The 17,237-nt window shown below is 43.5% G+C and carries 16 protein-coding genes; 14 read left to right on the forward strand and 2 right to left on the reverse strand.

The window, feature by feature from the left end; all coding sequences use genetic code 11:
- The first annotated feature begins 35 nt into the window (after positions 1 to 35).
- Positions 36 to 362 (forward strand): DUF3870 domain-containing protein, encoded by a 327-nt coding sequence (locus CS060_RS10235; protein ID WP_032101467.1) that lies wholly within the window; start codon positions 36 to 38, stop codon positions 360 to 362.
- A gap of 20 nt (positions 363 to 382) precedes the next feature.
- Here CS060_RS10235 and CS060_RS10240 read toward each other — a convergent pair whose 3' ends face one another.
- Entirely contained in the window at positions 383 to 1,576 is a 1,194-nt protein-coding gene (locus CS060_RS10240) for an acyl-CoA dehydrogenase family protein (RefSeq protein WP_035019864.1), read from the reverse strand.
- On the reverse strand, positions 1,563 to 2,720 hold the full coding sequence (locus CS060_RS10245) for a CaiB/BaiF CoA transferase family protein (protein ID WP_035046357.1): 1,158 nt from the start codon (positions 2,718 to 2,720) through the stop codon (positions 1,563 to 1,565). The genes CS060_RS10240 and CS060_RS10245 overlap by 14 nt, the downstream gene beginning before the upstream one ends.
- A 409-nt stretch (positions 2,721 to 3,129) precedes the next feature.
- Here CS060_RS10245 and gabT point away from each other — a divergent pair, with 409 nt between their 5' ends.
- The 13 genes from gabT to CS060_RS10315 all read left to right on the forward strand — a co-directional run.
- Positions 3,130 to 4,431 carry a 4-aminobutyrate--2-oxoglutarate transaminase gene (gene gabT / locus CS060_RS10250; RefSeq protein WP_035046355.1) on the forward strand — a complete coding sequence of 434 codons (1,302 nt, stop codon included), beginning with the start codon at positions 3,130 to 3,132 and terminating at the stop codon, positions 4,429 to 4,431.
- Positions 4,431 to 5,873 (forward strand): aldehyde dehydrogenase family protein, encoded by a 1,443-nt coding sequence (locus CS060_RS10255; protein ID WP_180271080.1) that lies wholly within the window; start codon positions 4,431 to 4,433, stop codon positions 5,871 to 5,873. The genes gabT and CS060_RS10255 overlap by 1 nt, the downstream gene beginning before the upstream one ends.
- 14 nt (positions 5,874 to 5,887) lie before the next feature.
- On the forward strand, positions 5,888 to 7,267 hold the full coding sequence (locus tag CS060_RS10260) for an APC family permease (protein WP_035046351.1): 1,380 nt from the start codon (positions 5,888 to 5,890) through the stop codon (positions 7,265 to 7,267).
- A gap of 89 nt (positions 7,268 to 7,356) precedes the next feature.
- Entirely contained in the window at positions 7,357 to 8,982 is a 1,626-nt protein-coding gene (locus tag CS060_RS10265; protein WP_099668929.1) for a thiamine pyrophosphate-binding protein, read from the forward strand.
- Positions 8,979 to 10,454 (forward strand): aldehyde dehydrogenase family protein, encoded by a 1,476-nt coding sequence (locus CS060_RS10270; protein ID WP_035046349.1) that lies wholly within the window; start codon positions 8,979 to 8,981, stop codon positions 10,452 to 10,454. Before CS060_RS10265 ends, CS060_RS10270 begins: the two co-directional genes overlap by 4 nt.
- Before the next feature lie 12 nt (positions 10,455 to 10,466).
- The gene (locus CS060_RS10275; RefSeq protein WP_035046347.1) at positions 10,467 to 11,615 is read left to right on the forward strand and encodes a saccharopine dehydrogenase family protein; all 1,149 of its coding nucleotides are present in this window, start codon (positions 10,467 to 10,469) and stop codon (positions 11,613 to 11,615) included.
- Between the two features lie 98 nt (positions 11,616 to 11,713).
- Positions 11,714 to 12,526, forward strand: a complete 813-nt coding sequence (locus tag CS060_RS10280) for an electron transfer flavoprotein subunit beta/FixA family protein (protein WP_035046345.1) — start codon at positions 11,714 to 11,716, stop codon at positions 12,524 to 12,526.
- A 12-nt stretch (positions 12,527 to 12,538) separates the two neighbouring features.
- Positions 12,539 to 13,585 carry an electron transfer flavoprotein subunit alpha/FixB family protein gene (locus tag CS060_RS10285; protein WP_035046342.1) on the forward strand — a complete coding sequence of 349 codons (1,047 nt, stop codon included), beginning with the start codon at positions 12,539 to 12,541 and terminating at the stop codon, positions 13,583 to 13,585.
- Positions 13,578 to 14,873 (forward strand): FAD-dependent oxidoreductase, encoded by a 1,296-nt coding sequence (locus CS060_RS10290; RefSeq protein WP_035046340.1) that lies wholly within the window; start codon positions 13,578 to 13,580, stop codon positions 14,871 to 14,873. Before CS060_RS10285 ends, CS060_RS10290 begins: the two co-directional genes overlap by 8 nt.
- Positions 14,855 to 15,157 carry a ferredoxin family protein gene (locus tag CS060_RS10295; RefSeq protein ID WP_025948820.1) on the forward strand — a complete coding sequence of 101 codons (303 nt, stop codon included), beginning with the start codon at positions 14,855 to 14,857 and terminating at the stop codon, positions 15,155 to 15,157. Before CS060_RS10290 ends, CS060_RS10295 begins: the two co-directional genes overlap by 19 nt.
- 5 nt (positions 15,158 to 15,162) lie before the next feature.
- Complete coding sequence (locus CS060_RS10300; protein ID WP_035046337.1) at positions 15,163 to 15,366, forward strand: hypothetical protein; 204 nt, start codon at positions 15,163 to 15,165, stop codon at positions 15,364 to 15,366.
- Between the two features lie 824 nt (positions 15,367 to 16,190).
- The gene (locus CS060_RS10310; protein WP_099668930.1) at positions 16,191 to 16,754 is read left to right on the forward strand and encodes a winged helix-turn-helix domain-containing protein; all 564 of its coding nucleotides are present in this window, start codon (positions 16,191 to 16,193) and stop codon (positions 16,752 to 16,754) included.
- Positions 16,747 to 17,237: IS630 family transposase (locus tag CS060_RS10315; protein ID WP_257211131.1), on the forward strand; the 491-nt coding region annotated here is incomplete at its 3' end. The genes CS060_RS10310 and CS060_RS10315, both read left to right, overlap by 8 nt.

Consider the following 17,237-nt stretch of genomic DNA (forward strand, 5'->3'; position numbering starts at 1 on the left):
ATGAAAGAAGTAAAACGATAATGGGAGTGAGGGGAATGAATACGCAGTTTATTGCAGGTCATGCGCGATTGCCTTCAGGAATGGCGGCAAAAAGCGTATTCGATACATTGACGATTACGGCAGAAGTAGATAAAAAGTATGGCGTCATCGTTGATGCTTCTTGTACGTTAGCGACAGAGCACGGTCGGGATTATGTGGCACGGTTGTTAAAAGGTCATTCATTAAAAGACGGAATCGACGAGCCGCTTGCCCAATTGCACGAAGGATATTTAGGGAAGGCAAATCAAGCGCTATGTGCAGCATTAAAAGATTTGTATAAACAATATTGTAAACTCGAAGAAAAAATGCATACAGAAAAATAGAAGGTGACACGAGCCACCTTCTATTTTTCTTCCCAAGCTGGAAGCATTTTTCGGAGCGGTTTGTCTTGACGATAGCCAAGGACGTACTCCGCTTGCATAATTGTATGAATTTCGCGCGTTCCTTCATAAATGACCGGAGCTTTGGAGTTACGTAAATACCGTTCGACTGGATATTCATTTGAATAACCATATGCGCCGTGAATTTGTACGGCATCGTCAGCCGCTTTGTTGGCAAAATCGCACGCCATCCATTTCGCTAGCGATGTTTCGCGCGTATTTCTTCTCCCTTTATTTTTCAAAAATCCGGCTTTATATACGAGCAAGCGGCTCATTTGTAAGCCTGCTTCCATATTTGCGATCATTTGTTGTACAAGTTGATGACGACCAATTTCTTTCCCGAACGTTTTTCGTTCGTGACAATATTTCACACTTGCTTCCAAGCAAGCCATAATTAAACCACATGCCCCAGCAGCAACAGTAAATCTTCCATTATCGAGTGCCGACATGGCAATTTTAAATCCTTCCCCTTCTTCTCCAAGTAAATTTTCTTTCGGGACGCGCACGTTATCGAAAAATAGTTCGCCTGTATTGCCTGCGCGAATGCCGAGTTTTCCTTTAATGGCACGTGATGAAAAACCAGGCATTGTACGTTCAACGATAAAAGCAGAAATGCCACGATGTTTTTTCGATTTATCTGTGTAAGCAAAAACAATGAAGTGGTCAGCGATGTCACAAAGAGAAATCCACGTTTTTTGTCCGTTTAAAATGTAGTCATCTCCATCACGTACAGCTGTTGTCGAAATCGCTGCAACATCTGAACCAGCGTTTGGCTCGGTTAATCCGAATGCGCCAATTTTTTCTCCCTTTGCTTGTGGCACGAGATATTTTTGCTTTTGTTCCTCTGTTCCCCACTGAAGCAGTGTTAAGCTATTTAGGCCGATATGGACAGAAACAGCGGTGCGAAACGCTGTATCCCCACGTTCTAGTTCTTCACAAACAATAGCTAATGAATTATAATCCATCCCCATTCCACCATATTGTTCTGGGATACATACACCCATTAAATTTAATTCCGCTAAGCGCTTCAAAATGTTTGGATCAAAATAGCCTCGTTCATCCCATTCTTTAATATGAGGTAAAATTTCTTTATCAACAAATTTTCTCACGGTTTGTCTTAACATTTCTTGTTCTTGCGTGAAATCAAAGTTCATCATGTTTACTTCCTCCTTTAATAAATAAATGGTTATGTTCTCCTGCGAGCGGTGGCGCCAATCGATATGTGACCGGTGTATGTGAAAACTTTAGCGGTGTTCCGACAAGATTTAACTCACCGACATCTGGGTGATCCATGCGAATAATCATATTTCGTGCGAGCGTTTGTGGATGTTGAAACACTTGATCGAGCGTATGCACAGGACCACAAGGAATGCCTTTTTGTTCAAATAATCGTTGCCATTCTGCACGCGATTTCTTTTTTAATTCGTCATTTAGTCGTTGATTGAGTTCATGACGATGGGCGACTCGACCGGCATTTGTTTGAAACCGTTCATCCCCACCAATCGTTTGATCTTCTAATAACTCACATAGTGCTTGAAACTGTCGGTCGTTTCCAACAGCGACAACAAACAAACCATCGCTTGCTTCATACGTTGAATACGGAACGATGTTTGGATGATCATTTCCTAACGGTTTTGGCACTTCGCCAGATATTAAATAATTTGAAGCGACGTTCACAAGGGCGCTAATGGCACAGTCAAATAAACTTAAATCAATTTTTTGACCGCTTCCTGTTTTTTCCCGAGCGATGAGCGCTGCTTGCACGGCAATGGCGGCATATAAACCTGTAAAAATATCTGTGACAGCGACACCGACTTTCAATGGCCCAGATTGTTCTGTACCGTTAATACTCATCCAACCACTCATCGCTTGAATAATATAATCGTAGCCAGCTAAATGGCGATACGGCCCTGTCTCACCAAATCCGGTAATGGAACAGTAAATGAGCTTCGGATTAATGGTGGAAAGATCGTCATATCCAAGTCCGAGTCGTTCCATCGTTCCGGTTTTAAAATTGTGAATGATGACATCGGCTGTTTTTGTAAGCTGACGAATTGTTTCTTTTCCACTTTCTTCTTTTAAGTTGACAGTTATGCTTCGCTTATTTCGATTGACTGCCGCATAGTAAGCGCTCATGCCGTTTTGAAACGGTGGTCCCCAAAATCGTGTATCATCCGATCCACCAGGTGCTTCGATTTTAATAACATCCGCCCCGAGATCACCTAAAATCATCGTGGCATATGGACCGGCAAGAACGCGTGTTAAATCAATCACTTGAATGCCATCTAAAGCTCCCGTCATCTGTTCACCTCCATATTTTTGTAATAAAAAAGCCAGTCCCTCCCTCAAACGTACAGGAAAGGAACTGGCATAAACGATCCGAGCGTGCCCTTCGAAAAGAAAGTCGGTCGAATCGGAACAGTTCTTCAAGAGATAGTTACGTTGCTATCCGAGGCCAAACAGTTCGTTGTTTGGTGGGGTTAGCTATTTTCAGTATAAAGCAATATGTTTATTTTGTAAATATTTTTTATTTTAAAAATAGTTTGACAAAAAGAAGAAGACTGTCTTAAAATAAAAACAAATAGGCAAAAAACTGTGGAGCTTATTTTACTCGTCCGACCGGCGGGCAATGCATAAGCACCAGCCAGTTTAGTCATTGTGTGATCACGATGATTAAACTGGCTTTTTATTTGTCGAAGGGGGAGAGATGATGTCGAATTGGATGGAACGAAGAAAAGAGGCGGTTGCAAGAGCGCCGTACAACGTGACAGAAATTTTTATTAAAGAAGCAAAAGGAGCGATCATTCGAGACATAAATGATCGCGAATATATCGACTTTGCCGGAGGAATTGGCGTACAAAACGTCGGACATTGTCATCCGAAAGTCGTCGCTGCCATTCAGCAACAAGCAGCAGCATTTATTCATCCTTGTTTTCATGTGACACCTTATGAATCGTATGTGTTATTAGCAGAAAAATTAAATCAGTTAACACCGGGCGATTTTCCGAAAAAAACGATCTTTTTAAATAGTGGAGCAGAAGCTGTTGAAAATGCGGTGAAAATTGCAAGAAAGTACACGGGGCGTCCTGCAATTGTGTCGTTCACAGGGGGATATCACGGTCGGACGTTATTGACGATGTCGCTGACGAGCAAAGTCATGCCATATAAAAAAGGATTTGGTCCATTTGCTCCAGAGGTGTATAAATTTCCATACCCATACTATTATCGGGCAAACGGACAAACAGCAGATGAGGTGGATGAACAGTTAATAGCAGCACTGCAACAGTTTTTTACTGCGGAAGTGGCGCCTGATCATGTGGCCGCGATCATTATTGAACCTGTACAAGGAGAAGGTGGGTTTGTTGTTCCGTCAGCGAAGTTTATGCAAGCCATTCGTCGTATTTGTGATGAATACGGCATTGTCATGATTGCTGATGAAATTCAAACAGGTTTTGCGCGAACAGGGCGCCTGTTTGCGATGGAGCACTTTGGAATAGCGCCTGATTTAATGACGTTGTCAAAGTCGATGGGAGCGGGGGTGCCAATTAGTGCGGTCGTTGGGCGAAGTGAAATGATGGATGGACCCGAAGTTGGCCAGCTTGGAGGTACGTTCTCTGGAAGTCCACTGGCATGTGCTGCTGCACTCGCTGTTTTAGATGTGATTGAAGAAGAACAGCTCGTTGAGCGTGCCCGCCATTTAGGTGAAAAAATGATGACGCTTTTAACAGAAATGAAGCAACAGTTTGACATCATTGGAGATGTACGTGGGCTTGGAGCGATGTGCGCGATTGAACTTGTGACAGATCGCAATCAAAAAACGCCGGCGAAAGAACAAACGGCATATATTGTTTCTCAAGCGTGGAAGCGCGGGGCAATTTTTTTAAGTGCTGGATTGTATAGTAACGTTGTTCGCTTTTTACCGCCGCTTGTCATGACGGATGAACAGTTAGAACGCGGATTTTCGATTTTGCGTGACTTACTAGCAGATGTACAACAAAAGGTGGTGAAATGATGCGTGAAGTGAAAAATTATATTGATGGACAATGGATTGAAGGAAAAAATGAAATAATTGAACGCTACAATCCAGCAGACAAAAAAGAGCTTGTTGCAATCGTTGCCGGTTCATCTGTTCATGATGTAGATGAGGCGGTGTTGGCTGCGGTGAAAGCAAAGAGAAAATGGGCGCAAACGGCCGCCCCAGAACGTGGCGCGTACTTACAAAAGGTCGCTCAGTTATTTGAGCAACATGTCGATGAATTGGCAGAATTGGCTACGAAAGAAATGGGGAAACGTTTTGCCGAAACGAAAGGAGAAGTGTATCGTAGCGCAGCCATTTTACGTTATTATGCCGGGGAAGGATTGCGAAAAATCGGTGAAGTGCTACCGTCGTTTGATGCTAAAAACTTATTTTTTACAAAGCGTGTTCCTGTTGGTGTCGTGGCAGTCATTGCTCCGTGGAATTTTCCACTTGCTATTCCAATATGGAAAATTGCCCCTGCCCTCGTTTATGGAAATACAGTTGTATTTAAGCCTGCACTAGAAGCAAGTGCTACGGGTGCGCGCATCGTTGAATTGTTTGCAGAAGCGGGGCTACCTCCAGGTGTTTTAAACTTGATTGTTGGTCGAGGCAGTTCCATTGGTGATGCTATTGTTGAGCATAATGAGGTGGATGCGATTACGTTTACCGGCTCGAATGTAATTGGCAGTGAAATTGCGAAAAAAGCAGCAGCACGTGGAGTGAAATATCAACTTGAGCTCGGTGGGAAAAATCCAGCGATCGTTTTAAGCGATGCAGATGTCGATTTTGCTGCTCGACTTGTCGTGGAAGGAGCGATGAAACAAACCGGGCAACGTTGTACGGCAACGAGTCGTGTATTCGTTGAAAAAGAAGTCATGGGCGTATTTCGGGAACGTGTGATTGAACATGTGAAACGCATTCGCGTTGGAAATGGAATGGATGAACAAGTGACGATGGGGCCGGTTGTATCGAAAGGACAATTTGAAACCGTTCAGCGCTATATCCATATTGGAAAACAAGAAGGACGACTGCTTATTGGAGGGGGAGCGAGCGATGATGTAGGCTGGTATATTGAGCCAACTGTATTTGATTCTGTTTCCCATCAATCTATTATTGCAAGAGAAGAAATTTTTGGACCTGTGTTGTCGATTGTAGAAGCAGCATCTATTGATGAAGCGATTGAAATGGCAAACGACAGCATTTACGGCTTAAGTGCGTCATTATTTACAAACAACTTATCGAAAGCGCTTTACTTTATTGAACATATCGAAGCAGGTATGGTGCAAGTGAACAGTGAAACAGGGGGGGCAGAACCACAAGCACCTTTTGGAGGGATGAAGCAATCAAGTTCAGGTACGCGTGAACAAGGGCAAGCGGCCATGGAGTTTTTTACAGCGTATCAAACGATTTCTATTCGACCACATCCAAATATGTGATAGGGGGATATGGAATGGATCAACAGTTTCATAAAGTACTAACGAAACTCGATGTGTTGTTATTAGCATTTGGTGCGATGATCGGTTGGGGATGGGTGGTGCTCTCAGGTACGTGGATCACGAGTGCGGGTGCACTGGGGGCGATCATCGCCTTTTTAATCGGGGGAATTCTCGTGATTTTTGTCGGTTTAACGTATGCGGAGTTATCATCAGCCATGCCGAAAGTAGGAGGAGAACATTATTTCGTTTTACGTGCCCTCGGTCCTAAAGCTTCGTTTATCGCTGCTTGGGCAATAGCCCTTGGTTATTTATCGGTTGTAGCATTTGAAGCAGTTGCGCTTCCAACGGTAATTGAGTATTTATTCCCGACATTTAAATTTGGTTATCTTTGGACAATTGCAGGGTGGGATGTAAACGCCTCCTGGGTAATGATTGGTATGCTCGGTTCCATCATCATTACGTGGATTAACTATCGTGGCGTAAAAAGTGCCGCTTTTTTGCAAGTTGTATTGACGTTTGTCATTTTTCTTGTCGGCATGGCACTTTTAGGTGGGTCACTTGTAAACGGGGAAACAGCAAATTTGCAGCCGTTATTTAAAGATGGTTCAGCTGGTTTGCTCGCTGTACTAGTTATGACGCCGTTTATGTTCGTTGGCTTTGACGTCATTCCTCAAACAGCAGAGGAAATGAAAATCCCTCAACGTTCTATCGGAAAACTTCTTATTTTATCCGTCGCTCTAGCTGTTTTGTTTTATGTCGCAGTTGTTTTTGCTGTATCATACATTTTATCGGATGATGTGTTGACCAATTCGTCGCTTCCAACAGCGGATGCAATGGCAGCTGCATTAGGCAGTTCGTTTTTTTCAAAAGTGCTCATCATCGGGGGGTTAGCTGGCATTTTAACAAGTTGGAACGCATTTATTATCGGTGGTAGTCGCGTGCTTTATGCGATGGCACAAGAAAGATTTCTTCCACAATGGTTTGCCCATATTCACCCAATATACAAAACACCATCAAACGCTGTTTTATTCATTGGAACGCTCGCCACATTTGCTCCTCTACTTGGCAGACCAATGCTCGTTTGGCTTGTAGATGCGGGAGGTTTTTCTATCATCATCGCCTATTTCCTTGTTGCCTGGTCATTTATTGCATTACGTAAAAAAGAACCGAATATGCCACGACCGTTTCAAGTCGGTCAATCATCAGCTGTTGGTTGGATTGCACTCGTGTTGTCGATCGGATTTATTGTCCTATACATGCCAGGCATGCCATCACAGCTCGTCTGGCCGTATGAGTGGCTCATATTTATTGGATGGTGGGTCATTGGCGCGTTTTTTATCGGAAGAATAAAGAAAAAAGCAATGGAACAAACAGAACATGTACATCGGATGTAGGGGAGCAAATACGCTCCTCTTTTTATTTGAAAGGTCATAAAACGATTTCATTTGTGTATACATGATACAAAAAGAAAGGAGGGTTTGTCGTGAATGCAGCTGAGGCGATCGTTCAATGTTTGAAAAGTGAGGACATTTCTCACGTTTTTTGTGTACCAGGGGAAAGTTATTTGCCGATTCTTGATGCCCTTTTTTCTGAAAAAAAAATCCAGCTCATTTCTGCTCGTCATGAAGGCGGCGCCGCATTTATGGCAGAAGGGTATGCGAAGGCAAGCGGAAAAGTTGGTGTTGTGATGGCAACGAGGGCAGTAGGAGCGACAAATGCTGCCATTGGTATTCATACAGCAAAACAAGATTCGACACCAATGATTGTATTATTAGGACAAGTTGCGCGAGCGTTTCGGGGACGTGAAGGATTTCAAGAGGTAGATGTTGAAGCATGTTTTCGACCACTAGCCAAATGGGCAGTAGAGATTGACGATGCACAAAGGCTGCCGGAGTTGTTGACACGGGCGTTTCGAATTGCACAAACAGGAAGACCTGGTCCAGTTGTCGTTTCGCTTCCTGAAGATATTCTTCATGAACAAATTCATAATGAAAAGTTTTCCAAAACATTTGTTCCAAAACCAGCACCAAGCGAAGAAGACATCCAGCGTATCGAGCAATTGTTACAGTCAGCGAAGCGCCCGATTGTCATTGCTGGCGGAGGTGTTATACGTTCAAAAGCTACCGATGTTCTTCGTTTGTTCGCTGAAAAATGGTCGCTCCCTGTCATGGCCTCTTTTCGTAGACACGATGTATTTCCAAACGATCATTTTCTTTATGTCGGTCATCTCGGTTTAGGAACGCATCGAGCGATTGTCGAAACGGTTGAACAAGCAGATGTTGTTTTAGCCATTGGCACACGTTTGTCAGAAGTGACGACACAAGATTATAGGCTATTATCAACGCAACAACTCATCCATATCGATATTGATTACGATGTGATCGGCGTGACTTATTCCCCACATATTGGAATTGTTTCTGATGCGAAAGAAGCTTTAAAGCGATTGCTCACCATTAAGCTTCAGCCAACATGGGCGACGTGGACAAAAAAACGACGAGAAGTGTATGAACAAATATCATCGATTCCGCTCGTTAAACGTAACGTCAATGAGATTGTCATCGATACCCTTCAACGCCTTCTCCCTCCAGAATCGATCATTACAAACGATGCTGGGAATTTTGCGAGCTGGCTTCATTCATTTTTTCAATTTCAGCAACATACATATATTGGGCCGACTTCCGGAGCGATGGGGTATGGTCTACCTGCAGCCATTGGTGCAAAATTGGCTCATCCGCAACGCCCGGTCGTTTCATTGAGCGGGGATGGAGGGTTTATGATGACGATGCAAGAGCTAGAAACAGCCGTTCGATACCATATTCCTATCATTAGTATCGTATTTAACAATCAAATGTACGGAACGATCCGCATGTACCAAGAGCTCCGTTATCCAAATCGCGTCATCGGAACAGACTTAAGTGCTATATCATTTGCAAATGTAGCGCATAGCCTCGGAGCTGACGGTGTACGTATAGAAACCGAAACACAATTTTCACAAGCGCTCATCAAGGCGCTTCAAAACAATAAGCCGACTGTCATCGAAGTAATGACAGATCCGCATGTATTATCTCCGTTTTTAACAGTTGAACAGGCGAGAGGAGGAAAACAATGAAAGTACTAAACTATATCGATGGACGATGGGTGCCGTCTGTAAGTAAGCAGTTTGTACCCATTATTAATCCAGCTAACGGTGAAAGTATCGGGGAAGCGACGGTATCGAATGAACAAGATGTCGAACAGGCGGTGTTGGCGGCAAAACGAGCCCAAAAAGCATGGGCGCTCGTTCCAGCACCAAAACGAGCCGAAGTTCTTTATAAGGTGGGCATGTTACTACAAGAGCGAAAAGAACAAATCGCACGCCTATTGACGATGGAAATGGGAAAGGTCATTGAAGAAGCGCGTGGTGAAGTGCAAGAAGGAATCGATATGGCATTTTACATGGCAGGGGAAGGGAGACGTTTATTTGGAGATACGACTCCGTCAGAGTTACCGAATAAATTTGCGATGAGCGTTCGGGCGCCAATTGGTGTCGTCGGCTTAATTACTCCATGGAACTTTCCGATTGCGATTGCTACGTGGAAGTCATTTCCTGCCATCGTTGCAGGGAATGCGGTCGTTTGGAAACCTGCGCTTGAAACACCGATTATGGCACAGCAACTTGCGCAAATATTCGAGCAAGCCGGATTGCCAAACGGTGTATTTAATGTTGTACATGGGCGTGGCTCTGTTGTTGGTGAAGCGCTTGTTAAACATCCAGATATAAAAGTTATTTCGTTTACAGGATCTAATGAAGTCGGAAGACGAATTGCTGAAACGTGCGGACGTCAGTTGAAAAAAGTATCGCTTGAAATGGGAGGGAAAAACGCCATTATCGTCATGGACGATGCCGACATTTCACTTGCTGTAGAAGCGATCATATGGAGTGCTTTCGGTACGTCTGGACAACGTTGTACCGCATGCAGTCGAATTATTGTTCATGAACGTGTGAAACGACAATTGGAAGAACGGTTACTCGCAGCGATAAGCACATTAACGGTTGGAAACGGCCTAGAGGAAGGAGTAAAAGTCGGACCAGTCATTAATCAAGAGGCATTGCAAAAAATTGATTATTACGTTCAAATGGGTAAAAACGAAGGAGCCACGCTGCTTGCAGGAGGGTATATGTTGCAAGATGAGCAATACAAAGGCGGATTTTATTATGCCCCAACATTGTTTACAAACGTCACACCAGCAATGACCATTGCAAGGGAAGAAATTTTTGGTCCAGTCGCATCGATCATATCTGTTCACAGTTTAGAGGAAGCGATTGAAGTAAATAACAGCGTTGATTATGGACTTTCGAGTGCGATTTTTACACGCGATATTCACCGAGCGTTTACAGCGATGCGTGATTTCGATACAGGAATTGTATACGTGAACGCAGGAACGACAGGGGCAGAAATTCATTTGCCTTTTGGTGGAACGAAAGGAACAGGCAACGGACATCGTGATTCCGGTGTCGCAGCACTCGATGTATTTACGGAGTGGAAAAGCATTTATGTCGATTATAGTGGTAAATTACAACGCGCCCAAATTGATGTGTGAGGAGGTTAGCCGATGAATGTCATTGTTCTTGGAGCGGGGTTAATGGGAAAAGAAGCTGTGCGAGATTTAATTGAACAGCAAGGGGTATTATCGGTGACACTTGCGGATGTCGATGAGGAGAAAGCAAAAGCTGTTCAACGTTCATTGGCATCAGAAAAAGTGAAAGTGAAGCGAGTGAATGCAGCGAATGATCAAGAACTGCGGGCTGCGATGCATGGGCATGATGTAGCCATTAATGCTCTCTTTTACACGTTTAATGAAAACGTAGCGAAAGCGGCCATTGAAACGGGTGTACACGCCGTAGATTTAGGTGGACATATCGGACATATGACAGATCGTGTCCTTGCTTTACACGAACAAGCAAAACGAGCAGGTGTTACATTAATTCCAGATTTAGGTGTTGCTCCAGGAATGATTAATATTTTAACAGGATATGGAGCAAGTCAACTGGATCGCGTTCATACCATTAAATTATATGTTGGCGGTATTCCTCTTCGGCCAGAACCGCCACTTGGATATAATCACGTCTTTTCGCTTGAAGGTTTACTCGATCATTACACCGATCCTTCCTTAATTATTCGTGATGGCCAAAAGCAACAAGTACCGTCTTTATCAGAAATTGAAACGATTTATTTTGAGCGTTTTGGACCGCTTGAAGCATTTCATACATCTGGAGGAACATCAACGTTGCCACGTTCTTACCCGCATGTAAAATGTTTAGAATATAAAACAATTCGCTATCCTGGCCATGCAGAAAAATTTCAGCTTCTTGTCGATCTACAATTCACGCGTCGAGACTACGAAGTAGAAGTCGACGGAGTGATCGTACGTCCGCGTGACGTATTGTTAAAAGTGCTTACGCCACTTTTAGATTTAAAAGAAAAAGACGATGTCGTCTTGTTGCGCGTAATTGTGTCGGGAGAAAAAGATGGGAAAGAAAGAACGTACGAATATGAGATGGTAACAGAGAAAGACCGTCAAAAACAAGTCACGGCAATGGCTCGTTCAACAGCATATACGGTTTCTGTCGTTGCACAAATGATTGGCGACAGAACGATTCAAAAGCGCGGGGCTTACCCACCTGAACAAATCGTTCCAGGAGATCGCTATATTGAAGAAATGATTCGCCGTGGTGTCGTTATTCGCGCAACGGTGCATTAAAATTGTGAACAAAATAGTAAATTTTCTGATTGTTATGACGAGTGATTTGTTCATTATGCTAAAATATGTATACATCGAATAGATCTGGAGGTGAACATATGCTACATATTGTAGCCTGTATTAAGCAAGTGCCAGATACAAAAATTATTAAAATGAATCCGAAAACGAATACGATGGACCGTGCGAGTGCCCCGGCGATTTTAAACCCGTATGATGCGCATGCGGTAGAAGAGGCTGTTCGTTTAAAAAAGAAGTACGGTGGAATCGTATCTGTTTTAACGATGGGTCCTCCACCAGCAGTCAAAGCGATTAAAAAATGTATAGAGCTCGGGGCAGATGAAGGGTATATGATTTCAGACCGAGCATTTGCCGGAGCTGACACGCTTGCGACAAGTTATGCACTTACAAAAGCGCTTGAAAAAATCGCCAAACAGCGTCCGATTGACCTTATCATTTGCGGAAAAATGACCATTGACGGGGATACAGGGCAAGTAGGACCTGGCATTGCACGACGTTTAAACATCCCTCCTCTTACTGGCGTGAAAAAAGTCGTTGAAATTAACAAAGAAAAAGGGTATGCGATCGTTCATCGCAAATTAGAAGATGGTTATGAAGTAGTGAAATCGCAGTTACCTTGCTTATTTACCGTAGAAAAAGACATCAATGACATCTCCTTTGCACCATTGCCAAACATGATTAAAGCCGCACGATATCAACCAACCATTTGGACTGCAGACGATTTAGAAGATGTTGACCGCAAACAACTAGGATTGAAAGGATCTCCAACGATTGTATCAAAAGTATGGGCACCACCAAAACCAGAGGGCGGAAAAATATTATCCGGGACAAAAGAACAACAAGTGAACGAACTTCTATCTATTGTACTTGAGAAAAAAGAGCTTTTTGTATAGGGGGAGTAGCGAATGAATTTCGATGATTATCGGGGGATATGGATATACGTTGAAGTGAAAGACGGACAAATTGCTCCTGTATCATTAGAATTATTAGGAGCAGGACGGGTGCTTGCCGATAAACGGAAAACAGAGCTCGCAGGCGTTTTAATTGGTAGCGGTGTAAAAACAGTTGCACCAATGCTTTTTCAATACGGTGCCGATGTTGTATATGTGTATGACGATCCGATTTTTGAGCATTATCGAACAGAACCATATATGCGCGCCTTATTAGATTGCTGTCATAAACATAAACCTGAAGTTATTTTATATGGAGCAACACCATCTGGAAAAGACTTAGCTAGCGCCATCGCCACCGATTTACCGACAGGCTTAACGGCCGATACGACGATCCTTGATATTGAAGAAGACACCGGGTTATTATTGGCGAGCCGTCCGGCGTTTGGTGGAAATATTATGGCAACGATTTTATGTAAAAAGTATCGTCCACAAATGGCAACTGTTCGTCCAAAAGTGATGAAAGCGCTACCGCCAGATCCGTCGCGCACAGGTCGAGTGATCGAGGAACATATTGAATTACACGAAGAAGAAATGCGGACGAAAGTATTAGAGATTGTCAGAGAAACGACAAAAAAAGCGCGAATTGATGAAGCAGATATTGTTGTTGCTGGCGGAAAAGGCATGGGCAGCAAAGAAGGGTTCCAACTCATTCACCAACTAGCTGAAGTGCTTGGCGGTGCAGTTGGGGCGAGCCGTGACGTTGTAGAGGTAGGGTGGATTGATCATCATCACCAAGTCGGACAAACGGGTGTGACTGTCACGCCAAAAATTTATTTTGCGATCGGTATTTCTGGTGCCATTCAGCACGTCGTCGGCATGCAAAACTCAGAGCTAATTATCGCCATCAATAAAGACCCGAACGCACCTATTTTCCAATCATGCCATTATGGTATTGTCGGCGATGCGTTTGAAATTGTTCCACTTTTAATCGAACGGTTCAAAGAAGAAATTCCGAAACTAAAGGGTGCTCACGCGAAGGAGGAAATCCGCCATGCCTGAAAAATTTGACTGTATCGTCGTTGGCGCAGGTCCGGCTGGAACAGCTTGTGCCTATGAACTAGCAAAAGCAGGAGTCAATGTATTGTTGCTTGAGCGCGGCGAATATCCAGGGGCGAAAAACGTCATGGGCGGTGTATTGTACCGTAAAATGATGGAAGATATTATTCCAGAGTTTTATAAAGAAGCACCGCTCGAACGCCCAATTGTCGAGCAGCGGTTTATGATGATGGATAAAGAATCGGCGGTGACGTTTAGCTATAAAGGATTAGAATGGGGACGCGAGCCGTACAACAACTTTACCGTATTGCGCGCCAAATTTGACCAATGGTTTGCCGAAAAAGCAGTCGAGCAAGGGGCGCTTCTCGTTTGTGAAACGGTCGCGGTTGAATGTATTGTCGAAAACGGTCGCGTCGTCGGCGTTCGTACGGATCGACCAGATGGCGACATTTATGCCGATGTCGTCGTGTTAGCGGACGGCGTCAACTCCCTTTTAGCAAAACAGCTTGGCTTCCATCGTGAATGGCGACCGGATGAAGTCGCTTTAGCGACGATGGAAATTTTAAAACTCGATAAAAACATCATTGAAGACCGGTTCAATCTCGAGCCGAACCAAGGCTGTACGATTGAGATTTTTGGCGATGCGACGAAAGGAATTGTCGGCACGGGATTTTTATATACGAATAAAGATACGCTCAGCATCGGTGTCGGAACGCTATTATCAGGACTAATTAAACATAAAATGAAGCCGTATGAGTTGCTTGAGTACGTGAAAAACCATCCGATGATTCGCCCATACATTCAAGGAAGCGAACCGGTCGAATATTTAGCGCACTTAATTCCAGAAGGAGGCTACCATTCGATTCCGAAAGTGGCAGGCAACGGGGTGCTTGTTGTTGGCGATGCCGCTCAGCTTGTCAATGCGATTCATCGCGAAGGTTCAAATATGGCGATGACATCTGGCCGACTAGCAGCAGAAACAATTATCATGGCGAAGGCGCAAAACGACTTTTCCGAAAGCATGCTTGACCAATACCGAATGAAGCTCATGGAAAGCTTTATCGGGCAAGATTTGAAAAAATATAAAGACGCGACGCATCATTTTGAGCGCTTCCCGCAATATTTTGAGCAATACATCCCGATGATGAACCGCGCCGCAAGCCAAATGTTTACAGTGGACGGTACGTCAAAATGGGAAAAACAGCAAAAAATTTGGCGTGATCTTGGCTCGACGAAACAAAAGTTTAAGCTGGCGCGCGATATGATGAAGGCATGGAAGGTGATGAAATGATGAAGGCGCAAACGATTGAAGAAAAGCAATATTTAGTTCGCTTCAACGCGGATACGAAATCGCATCTTCACGTGCTTGACCCGAATATTTGTTTAACGAAATGTCCGGATAAAATTTGTACGATTTTTTGTCCGGCGTCTGTGTATAAATGGGAAGAAGTTCGGATGCACGTCGGCTATGAAGGATGTCATGAGTGTGGCAGTTGTCGCATCGGCTGTCCGTATGAAAACATTCAGTGGGAATATCCACGCGGCGGCTACGGCATCGTCTTCCGTCTAGGGTGATCGCCATGTTTCACATCGGAGACTGCGTTGTATTTACGCGTGATGGTGCGCGTGGTATCGTACTTGAAGTTGACGATCACTCGTGTCACGTTTTATGGGAAGACTATTTTGTTAGCTGGGAGAAAAAAGAGTTATTAAAAGTCGATGAAGAGCTAACAAAAAAACAAACGATTCGCACTTCTTCTAACATCAGCCACCCTTTATTGTAGGGTGGTTTTTATATACAATTTATTCTGAAAAATGAATGTACGGAAAGAACATATGAGTTTATAATTGGGACTAGAAATCGGTAACGATAAGAAGATAAAAATAAGGTGAATTTTATGTTCTTTCAACTTCTATACTCGCTTGTTATTACGTTTTTGTTGTATGTGCTTATTGAGCGAAAAGGAAAACCGCGAGAAAAGATACTGTTTTACACGTGTATTTTCATTTTTCTTTTTCTTTTATCCCGATTGTGAAGATAGTATAAAAGATTTTGTAGAAGGTATTTCTATCAACTGTGGGGTCTTTGCGTTCCTTTCATTCTTTACTTCATGGTCTTTTGTTTTTGCTGTTTTTCCGTTTTCGTTGTTGCTTATTTTGCTTGTTTGTGCGGTGGCAGGATAAAAAATTTCATTAGTGACGATATAAGAAACATCTTTTCTCTTGAGAAGGTAAAGGTTTACCAAATCGTTCTCCCTCTCAAGAGGTCATCAAACGAAGTGCGGTAGTAGGATTCTAAATCTTTCTTGACATAATACCATAACGCATTACCAAATAAAACGTCCATGAGTAATGAGTAGTTCACAAGTCTCTTGCTTATAAAAAGGGAATAGAGAGAAGTTTAGTTTTGCGTTGTGTTGTCTTTTTCGATAAATGTAATCTTATAAAAAATTATTTTTCATACAAAGGAATGCAATTCGAATGATTAGAACTGTTGTTTTTGTCTTGGTTATATACATGCACTTTAAAGTAATGACTTCTGTATGAACACCCTTTTCCATGGTTATACTGCTCCTAAATAATCATGTATAAAAGGAGCGGAAATGACATGAAACGTCTTAAAATTACGAATGATCACGGATGGACACCTCGAACCCTTCGGAAACAAGAACGGAAAATCAAAGACGCTTCGCTTCGTGCTCGGGTCACCTCCGTTCGCCTCGTCATGGAAGGGTATCTCGGAAAAGATGTCGCGAAAATGGTCAACCTATGCCGTCAATCAGTTGCTCTCTACGTCTCACGCTTTAATGAAGGAGGGCTCGATCGTCTACTCGATCGCCGTTTGCCACCCGGTCGTATGCCGTTTCTTACGGAAGAACAACAACAAGAAATTAGACAACTCGTGTTAACCACCACCCCTGTGGAGGTCGGCTGGGGCATTGCTTCGTCATGGAACACACGCCTGTTGCAATCTTACATTCAACAAACATATGACGTTTCGATGTCACGCGAAGGTATTCGTAAGTTATTGCATCGTCTTCGCTTGTCATGGACACGCCCGACGTATAAGCTCGTCAAAGGCGATCCAGTGCTTCAAGCAGCCTTTGAAAAAGAACTCGAGTTTATAAAAAAAACGAATCACGGAAGAAATCGTTCTTCTTCATGTGGATGAGACGCATGTTCGCGCCTATCAAGCGCTTCGTACGACATGGGCAGAAGTAGGGAATCAAAAGCAGGTGCCAAGCTACGGTCACCACGCCCACGTTTCTATTTTTGGCGCAGTCGACGTGCAACAAGGCGATGTCGTGTTTCATCGCGCATCATCCGCCAATGCTGAAACGTTCCTTGACTTTTTGCGCCTGTTGAAAAAGAAATATGCGGATCGATTTATCGTGCTTGTATTGGACAATGCGCGTATTCATCATGCCAACATGGTGCAAGCTTTCCTTCAAAGGGAAGAAGGCGGTGCCTTTCATTTTATTTTTCTGCCGCCTTATTCTCCACATTTGAATCCGATAGAACGGTTATGGAAGTGGCTGAAAGATGACGTCATCGCCAATGTCTTGCATAAAGACCAAAACGATATTGCCCAGTCGATTACTCGTTTTGAACAATACGTCTTACAGCACCCAGATGAGGTGTTACGCCGCATCGG

It is taken from the genome of Anoxybacillus flavithermus (assembly GCF_002742685.1).
In the GTDB taxonomy this organism is placed as follows: domain Bacteria; phylum Bacillota; class Bacilli; order Bacillales; family Anoxybacillaceae; genus Anoxybacillus; species Anoxybacillus flavithermus_E.

What these genes read in the sequence shown, in the direction of transcription:
- CS060_RS10310 (WP_099668930.1), top strand. Translation starts at nt 16,191, where the DNA reads ATGAAACGTCTTAAAATTACGAATGATCACGGATGGACACCTCGAACC.
- CS060_RS10255 (WP_180271080.1), top strand. Translation starts at nt 4,431, where the DNA reads ATGCGTGAAGTGAAAAATTATATTGATGGACAATGGATTGAAGGAAAA.
- CS060_RS10240 (WP_035019864.1), bottom strand. Translation starts at nt 1,576, where the DNA reads ATGATGAACTTTGATTTCACGCAAGAACAAGAAATGTTAAGACAAACC.
- CS060_RS10245 (WP_035046357.1), bottom strand. Translation starts at nt 2,720, where the DNA reads ATGACGGGAGCTTTAGATGGCATTCAAGTGATTGATTTAACACGCGTT.
- CS060_RS10235 (WP_032101467.1), top strand. Translation starts at nt 36, where the DNA reads ATGAATACGCAGTTTATTGCAGGTCATGCGCGATTGCCTTCAGGAATG.
- CS060_RS10280 (WP_035046345.1), top strand. Translation starts at nt 11,714, where the DNA reads ATGCTACATATTGTAGCCTGTATTAAGCAAGTGCCAGATACAAAAATT.
- CS060_RS10260 (WP_035046351.1), top strand. Translation starts at nt 5,888, where the DNA reads ATGGATCAACAGTTTCATAAAGTACTAACGAAACTCGATGTGTTGTTA.
- CS060_RS10275 (WP_035046347.1), top strand. Translation starts at nt 10,467, where the DNA reads ATGAATGTCATTGTTCTTGGAGCGGGGTTAATGGGAAAAGAAGCTGTG.
- CS060_RS10295 (WP_025948820.1), top strand. Translation starts at nt 14,855, where the DNA reads ATGGAAGGTGATGAAATGATGAAGGCGCAAACGATTGAAGAAAAGCAA.
- gabT (WP_035046355.1), top strand. Translation starts at nt 3,130, where the DNA reads ATGTCGAATTGGATGGAACGAAGAAAAGAGGCGGTTGCAAGAGCGCCG.
- CS060_RS10300 (WP_035046337.1), top strand. Translation starts at nt 15,163, where the DNA reads ATGTTTCACATCGGAGACTGCGTTGTATTTACGCGTGATGGTGCGCGT.
- CS060_RS10290 (WP_035046340.1), top strand. Translation starts at nt 13,578, where the DNA reads ATGCCTGAAAAATTTGACTGTATCGTCGTTGGCGCAGGTCCGGCTGGA.
- CS060_RS10285 (WP_035046342.1), top strand. Translation starts at nt 12,539, where the DNA reads ATGAATTTCGATGATTATCGGGGGATATGGATATACGTTGAAGTGAAA.
- CS060_RS10270 (WP_035046349.1), top strand. Translation starts at nt 8,979, where the DNA reads ATGAAAGTACTAAACTATATCGATGGACGATGGGTGCCGTCTGTAAGT.